Below are 5,614 nucleotides of genomic sequence, written 5' to 3'. Positions count from 1 at the left end.
CGTTGGTTCGCGGGGGGGTCATTGGGTTGCGGGGGTAGGGAGGGTCGGAGGGGGGGGGAGGGCAGGGGGGGGTGGTGGGGGGGGGGGGGGGGGGCGGGGGGGGGGGTGGGGGGGGGGGGGGGGGGGGGGGGGGTGGGGGGTGGGGGGTGTGGGGTGTGGGAAGAATAAATAAAAATAATCTCCTGTCTCCTGTCTCCTGTCTCCTGTCTCCTGTCTCCTGTCGACCGCCTTCGTTAACTAACTTTTTGCTTCCTCTTTCAGGGAATAAATTGGTTTAAACCAACCTTTGCGCCAGAAGTAAAAAATCAAGCCCCCCGCTACGGCTAACATGACTAACCAGACAAGGAAATAACTCCATTCTCCTTTCAATTCTGGCATATTCTCGAAGTTCATGCCATAGACACCAACGATAAAAGTTAAGGGAATAAAAATCGTCGAAATTACGGTTAAAAACTTCATAATTTCGTTTAATTTATTGCCCATAGTGGACATATAAACATCCATCAAACTCGCCGCTAATTCTCGATAAGCTTCGATAATTTCCAGAATTTGAATGACGTGGTCGTAGGAATCCCGAAAATAAATTTGTACTTCATCGCTGACTATACCATGATGGTCACGCATGAGTAGATGTAGGACATTTCGCATCGGCCAAATTAAGCGACGCAGTGCCAATAATTCCCGACGGACATCATAGATTTCCTGCATTGTATCTCGATCGGGATTACTAATGATCATATCTTCCAACGCTTCAATCCGATCTTCGTAGTGTTCTACCACGGGAAAATAACCATCGATAATCGTATCTAATAATAAATAGGTTAAATAATCCGCCCCCGATTTCCGTACTCGTCCCTGGGAAGTGCGAATTCGATCTCTGACTATCTCAAAACAGTCCTGTAATTCCTCCTCTTGAAAACTTAAAAGATAGCGTTTTCCCAAGACAAAACTCACTTGTTCTGTATCAAAACCGCTTTCATCTTCTTTCAGTCGCACCATCTGAGAAATCACTAACAATTGATTGTTATAATCTTCTAACTTGGGACGCTGCGGCACATTAACCACATCTTCTAATAACAAAGGATGCAGATTAAAAATTTCCCCTACTTGTTTTAAAACCGTCTCACTCCCTAACCCTTGAATATCCATCCAAGACACGGTATTTGTGCCAATATAGGGGGCGCAAGCATTGGGAGTAATATCCACCTTGCGAATGGCGTTATCTTCATCGTAGTCGATTAAAATAATCCGCGAGGGTTTGGCATCCGGTTCGATAATTAATGTCCCCGGTTCACTACCCGGTTCATCATAAAAATAATCGAAGTAGTCTTCTTCCTCGTCTCCATCGGTATCGGGACGATTGTTAACGAATATATCAGGTTGTAGTTGGGTCATAAGCTTACAACAATCTGGCTAATTTGGGCAATAAGAAAACAGAAAAGTTAAAAAATTTAATTTGCCTAAAGTTACTATCTATCGCCATGAGATTACATTGACATACTCCCACCGTCAAGCTACGCTGTGACGGGGGATTCTTTCCACATCGCTGTTAGAAATTCCTTGTTCAACGAGACAACTTAGATTCTCAATGTCTCCACTGAAAACCCAGAGGTCGGACTCTCCCAAGGCGTTTGGGTCGGTTTCTGTTTGCCCAACAGTACCGTTGAGATAATTTCCCAAGTATTGTAACCCTTTTTTAAGAATGTTGATTGCTGCATTATGATCCCTATCTAAGACTGTTTGACAATTAGGACATTGATGAGTTCTAGTGCTTAAGGTTTTTTGAACTCTCGTCCCACAAACTGAACAATCTTGAGTCGTGAAATGTGGTGGTACAGCAACACAAACAATCCGATAAATCTTGGCAAAATAATTCAACCATTCAGTGAATTGATACCAAGAAGCATCACTAATCGACTTGGCAAGTTTACGGTTTTTGACTAAGTTTCTTACCTTTAAAGCTTCATAGACTACCAAATCATTAGACTGGACTAACGCCAAAGCGTCTTTAATTGCTTTGTCTTTACGTTGTCTTGACACTTTAAGATTAAGTTTAGCTACTTTTACCCGTTGCTTGTGATAGTTTTTAGACTGTTTCTTTCCTTGACGAAACTTTTTGGATAATCGTCGTTGTGCTTTTTTTAGTCGTTTTTCTGACTTTCTTAAATAACGTGGATTCTCTACAGTATTACCTTGAGCGTCAGTATAAAACTCTTTTAACCCTAAGTCAATTCCTGTTATTTGTCCCGTTGGTTTATGGTATTCTTTCCGTTCTATGTCAATCAAAAACTGGCAATAATAACCATCAGCACGTCTAACAACTCTTACCCGTTTAATCTGTTGCTCTGAATAATAAACTAAGGTTTTTTGACTACACCATAAATCAAATTCTCCTGCTTTAAAACCATCAGTGAACTTGATTTTACGTCGATCATCAGATAGTTTGTAGCCTGTTAGTTTATACTCAACCGAACGGCTATGCTTTTTGAACCGAGGAAAACCCTTTTTCCCCGGTATCTTAGCATGACAATTCTGGTAAAACCTATTAATTGATTGCCAGGCTCTATCAGCAGCCGATTGACGAGCTTGAGAGTTTAATTTATTAACCCATGGTGTCTCTTTATTGTTAGCTAGTACCGCACAAAGCTTTTGAAGATCATTCCGGGTTGTCCCCTTATTGTCCATCCAATAACGAACACAAGAGTTACGCACAAACTGAGAAGTTTTGATAGCTTCATCAAGCCGGTGATATTGTTCTGGTGTCCCGTTTTTTAGCTTGGCTTCTACGACTAGCATTGATTAATCCTCGACCCTGGATCAATTAAGTATAACACAGTTTACCTACAAATGGTAGAATTAAAATCGTGCTTCGCAGTCAATATCCTGGTCGGATTTCATCCCCCGCAAAGGTTGATGTCTTGTCAAAAAATTTAGCGGGGGCATTCATCCGACATTTTAGGTAAACTGAAGATTGTTTACTGATTTATTCCCTCCTGATGATTGTCAACGATGAGATTAATCGGGAGAATTAGCAATATTGACGGCCAAAATTTATGGAATTCGCCTCTTTTATTCCCCGTCTAGTTATCCCCGTCGGTGATCCCGCCGGAATCGGCCCTGAAGTGGTGTTAAAAGCGATCGCCGATTCCCCAATCTCGTCCGGTTGTCAGATTACTCTAATCGGGACAAGAACGCTTCTCGAAAAAGCCTATCACGATCCCCATCTTCTCGATCGCTTTTCTCTGATCGATTTGCCCTACAATCAAGAAAAAATCGTTTGCGGGCGTGGGGATGCCCACAGTGGTGAAATCAGCTTTCTTTACCTGCAAGAAGCCATAAAACGCACCCTCAAGGGCGAATTTGATGGTATTGTCACCGGTCCGATTGCCAAATCCTGTTGGCAGTTGGCCGGTTATGATTTCCCCGGTCAAACGGAGGTTTTAGCTACCATGGCGGGAATTAACCGTTATGGGATGCTATTCGTCGCTAAATCCCCTCACACCGGCTATAACTTACGCACTCTCCTCGCCACTACCCACATACCCCTGCGAGAAGTTCCTGATGCTCTTAACCCCGATCTGATGACCCGAAAACTAGACCTATTGATCGAGTCTTTAAAGCTAGATTTCGGCATCGATCGCCCCAAAATCGCCATATCCGGCCTTAATCCCCACAGTGGCGAAGCGGGAAAACTGGGAAGGGAGGAAAAAGACTGGTTACAGCCTTGGTTGCAGTCAATGGCGCAGAAATACCCGCAAACCCAATTAATCGGCCTTGTCCCCCCCGATACGCTTTGGGTGGAACCGGGACGCGCTTGGTTTAGCGGTGCAGGGCAACCCGCCGACGCATATCTGGCATTATACCACGATCAAGGCCTAATTCCCGTCAAATTAATGGCTTTTGACTGTGCTGTTAATACTACCATCGGTTTACCTTTTGTTCGCACCTCTCCAGACCACGGGACGGCTTTTGATATCGCCGGTCTTGGCATCGCTAGGGCCCAGAGTATGCAAGCGGCGATCCAATTAGCGATCGAATTATGTCAGCAGCGGGACAACCGGAGAACTAAACTAGAGATATAGCCCTCGATAGGAGACAATTGGGATATGGGTATCGCTTCAGTTAACCCTGCCACGGGAGAAATTCTCAAGACTTTTACCCCTCTAACCTCGGAGGAATTGGCGGCGAAATTGGCCCTAGCTGAGGCCACTTTTCAGCAGTATCGCCGCACCGCCATCAGTGAACGGGGACAGTGGTTACGGCAAGCGGCGGATATTTTGGAACGGGATCAAGTAGCATTGGCTAAAACCATGACTTTAGAAATGGGGAAACCAATCAAATCAGCGATCGCAGAAGTCCTCAAATGTGCCTTGGTTTGTCGTTTTTATGCCGATAATGCCGCCGGTTATCTGGAAGATGTGCTGATTACCACCGATGCTAGTCGCAGTTTTGTCCGTTATCAACCGTTAGGGGTGATTTTAGCGGTTATGCCCTGGAATTTCCCTTTATGGCAAGTATTTCGCTTTGCTGCCCCCGCTTTAATGGCGGGAAATGTCGGCCTACTCAAACACGCTTCTAATGTCCCCCAATCAGCTTTAGCGGTGGAAAGAATTTTATTAGAAGCCGGTTTTCCCGAAGGTGCTTTTCAAACTCTTTTGATCGGGGCCGATCGCGTTAGTGATTTAATTAACGATGAACGGGTAAAAGCCGCCACTTTAACCGGTAGTGAACCGGCGGGGATGAGTTTAGCGGCCGCCGCAGGAAAACAGATCAAAAAAGTGGTTTTGGAGTTGGGAGGTAGTGATCCTTTTATCGTTTTAGATACTGCCGATATCGAGGCGGCAGCGGCTACGGCAGTAACGGCGCGATTGTTAAATAATGGTCAGACTTGTATCGCCGCTAAACGGTTTATTGTTATGGAAACTGTCGCCGCTCAATTTGAACAGTTATTAGTGGCCAAATTCCAAGCTTTAAGAGTTGGTGATCCCCTCGATGAAACTGTTGATATCGGTCCTTTGGCCACGGTATCGATCGTCTCGGAAATTGCCCATCAAGTCGAAAAAACCGTCGCTATGGGTGGTAAAGTCCTTGTGGGGGGTCAACGTTTAGAGGGAAAAGGTAACTTTTATCTACCAACGATTTTAACCGATATTCCTGTCGGTTCTCCGGGGGAAAAAGAGGAATTTTTTGGACCGGTGGCTTTACTATTTCGAGTCAAAAATATCGATGAAGCGATCGCTTTAGCTAATGATAGTCCCTTTGGTTTAGGTTCTAGTGCTTGGACGAATAACCCCGCAGAAATTGAGCGTTTAATTACCGAAATTGAGGCCGGTTGTGTGTTTATTAACGGTATGGTTAAATCCGATCCTCGCTTGCCCTTTGGGGGTATTAAACGTTCTGGTTTTGGACGGGAATTAAGTGTCGAAGGTATTCGCGAATTTGTCAACGTTAAAACTGTTTGGATTAAGTAAATCAGTAGGGTGGGTTAGCAACGCGTAACCCACCACCATAACCAAAATCACCCACCACAATTGTCGGTGCGTTACGCTATCGAAGAGCGCACCCTACGGATTAAAAATATGCCGCGCATTTTTGATCATATTGAGTCCCATTT

Annotated in this window: 4 protein-coding genes; 2 read left to right on the top strand and 2 right to left on the bottom strand. The window is 44.6% G+C overall.

Going from position 1 to position 5,614, the window contains the following annotated elements:
• Nucleotides 1-237: 237 nt before the first annotated feature.
• Both corA and O9332_RS09285 read right to left on the bottom strand, forming a co-directional pair.
• A complete protein-coding gene (gene corA / locus O9332_RS09290) occupies nucleotides 238-1,395 on the bottom strand; it encodes a magnesium/cobalt transporter CorA (RefSeq protein ID WP_002757043.1) in 1,158 nt (385 codons plus the stop codon).
• A gap of 114 nt (nucleotides 1,396-1,509) precedes the next feature.
• Complete coding sequence (locus tag O9332_RS09285) at nucleotides 1,510-2,796, bottom strand: RNA-guided endonuclease InsQ/TnpB family protein (RefSeq protein ID WP_288025076.1); 1,287 nt, start codon at nucleotides 2,794-2,796, stop codon at nucleotides 1,510-1,512.
• A gap of 257 nt (nucleotides 2,797-3,053) precedes the next feature.
• Between O9332_RS09285 and pdxA the strand changes: the two genes are divergently transcribed.
• Both pdxA and O9332_RS09275 read left to right on the top strand, forming a co-directional pair.
• Nucleotides 3,054-4,082 (top strand): 4-hydroxythreonine-4-phosphate dehydrogenase PdxA, encoded by a 1,029-nt coding sequence (gene pdxA / locus O9332_RS09280; protein WP_002757040.1) that lies wholly within the window; start codon nucleotides 3,054-3,056, stop codon nucleotides 4,080-4,082.
• A gap of 24 nt (nucleotides 4,083-4,106) precedes the next feature.
• Entirely contained in the window at nucleotides 4,107-5,471 is a 1,365-nt protein-coding gene (locus tag O9332_RS09275) for an NAD-dependent succinate-semialdehyde dehydrogenase (protein ID WP_002757038.1), read from the top strand.
• Nucleotides 5,472-5,614: the final 143 nt, after the last annotated feature.

Source organism: Microcystis sp. LE19-10.1B, assembly GCF_027530565.1.
Lineage (GTDB): Bacteria > Cyanobacteriota > Cyanobacteriia > Cyanobacteriales > Microcystaceae > Microcystis > Microcystis aeruginosa.
The sequence above is the reverse complement of the archived record's forward strand: the minus strand, read 5'-3'. Positions and strand labels throughout refer to the sequence as shown.